Genomic DNA, 1,837 nt, shown 5'->3' with positions numbered 1-1,837 from the left:
ACACCGCACAGCAGCACTTAGGCGGCAGCGGTACATGGTGTTTGGCGCTGTTTAACGATGCAAGTGCTTATCCTCATGGCACAAACGCAGCACAAACTATCAAAGAAGGCTCGGTGATCTTGCTAGACAGCGGTTGCAGCGTGCACGGTTACCAAAGCGACATAAGCCGTACTTTGGTATTTGGCAAAGCGTCTCAGAAAGTTCAGGACGTATGGCATACAGTAAGGGAAGGGCAGAACGTAGCATTTGCCGCAGCTAAAATTGGTGAACCAGCAGGAACAGTGGATGATGCAGTGCGCCAATTCTACGCCAGCAAAGGGTACAGCAAAGACTATGCATTGCCTGGGCTAAGTCACAGAACAGGTCACGGTATCGGCATGGAAGGACACGAGAGTGTTAACTTTGTGCGTGGTGAAAATACGCCACTTAGAAAAGGCATGTGCTTTTCTAATGAGCCAGGTATCTATATTCCGGGTGAATTTGGTGTGCGCTTAGAAGACTGTTTGTATATGACTGAAACGGGCCCCGCTTACTTTACCGAACCGCCTGAAAGTTTGGCTAAGCCGCTGGGTAAATTACTGAATTTAAAAAGCTAAATAAGAAGTTAATAAACCTGTCTCTCAAAATTTTTATTAGCTGTTACACTTAAAATTATTACCAAAGTGAATGATGGATAAACTATGCCTGAAAGAAAATTTAGATTGGTTACGCGAAGTGATTTCGATGGACTGGTATGTGCGGTTTTATTGAAAGATTTAGACTTAATTGACGATATTTTGTTTGTTCATCCAAAAGACATGCAAGACGGTAAAATTGATATTACCGAGAATGATATCACCACTAACCTGCCTTACGTTGCGGGTTGCCATATTGCCTTCGACCATCACTTAAGCGAAACAGTGCGTAACTCAGGCGATATTGATAATCACATCATAGACCCGAAAGCGCCGTCGGCGGCGCGCGTTGTTTACGACTATTACGGTGGTGCAGATAAATTTCCTAATATCTCAGTAAATATGATGGATGCAGTAGATAAAGGAGACTCTGCACAGTTTAGCGAAGAAGAAATCCTTGAGCCCACAGATTGGGTGCTCATGAATTTCATCATGGATGCGCGAACTGGGCTTGGTCGTTTCAGAGATTTCAAAATCTCTAACTATCAGCTAATGATGAAGCTAATAGATGCGTGCAAAGACCACAGCATTGAAGAAATACTGCAAATGGAAGACGTGGCCGAGCGCGTGAGTTTGTACCACGAGCACAATGAAATGGCGAAGGCGCAAATTGCCAAGTGTTCTACCGTATACGACAACTTAGTTGTGCTTGATTTAACCGACCAAGAAACCATTTACGCGACAAACCGGTTTGTTATTTATGCCATGTACCCCGACTGCAATATCTCTATTCACAAGATGTGGGGGCTGAAAAAGCAAAACGTGGTATTTGCTATTGGTAAATCCATTACTAATCGTAGTTCAAAAACCAATGTGGGAGAGTTGTGCTTGAAGTATGGCGGCGGTGGTCACATGAACGCAGGTACATGTCAGGTTGAAACCAGCAAAGCCGAAACTGTACTCGGCGAGCTTATCGAAACCATCACGAGTGATGGCTAAAGCTAATTGAATAAGAGCGGTGGGGCAGAAAAAGTACTCTGACCCCATTTTTTTTATTGGGTTAGCCTCACTTTAAAGAATTCGGCAAGAGTTTTACTGATCACAGGGTGCTGTGTATCTTGATTGAACAGGCAAATATTCACCTTGCCTAATTTGGGCAGGTGCGGGTGGTTTAGCGCTACTAGGTTTGCCGGTAAGCTAGATTTTGCTAGAGCTGTCACGCC

General features: G+C 44.3%; 2 protein-coding genes and 1 pseudogene. 2 read left to right on the top strand and 1 reads right to left on the bottom strand.

Annotation, left to right across the window (positions count from 1 at the left end; all coding sequences use genetic code 11):
- On the top strand, nt 1-596 hold a 596-nt coding region (locus QVA83_RS06490), incomplete at its 5' end, for a M24 family metallopeptidase (protein ID WP_287498263.1).
- Between the two features lie 84 nt (nt 597-680).
- The gene (locus tag QVA83_RS06485; RefSeq protein ID WP_014950371.1) at nt 681-1,613 is read left to right on the top strand and encodes a DHH family phosphoesterase; all 933 of its coding nucleotides are present in this window, start codon (nt 681-683) and stop codon (nt 1,611-1,613) included.
- A gap of 53 nt (nt 1,614-1,666) precedes the next feature.
- Here the strand turns inward: QVA83_RS06485 and QVA83_RS22425 are convergent.
- Nucleotides 1,667-1,837: pseudogene (locus QVA83_RS22425) on the bottom strand (LysR family transcriptional regulator); the annotation flags it as partial.

Origin of the sequence: Alteromonas sp. AO-Serp (genome assembly GCF_017849675.1) — a bacterium.
GTDB lineage: Bacteria > Pseudomonadota > Gammaproteobacteria > Enterobacterales > Alteromonadaceae > Alteromonas > Alteromonas macleodii.
This window is presented reverse-complemented; position numbering and strand designations above follow the sequence as displayed.

What these genes read in the sequence shown, in the direction of transcription:
- QVA83_RS06485 (WP_014950371.1), top strand. Translation starts at nt 681, where the DNA reads ATGCCTGAAAGAAAATTTAGATTGGTTACGCGAAGTGATTTCGATGGA.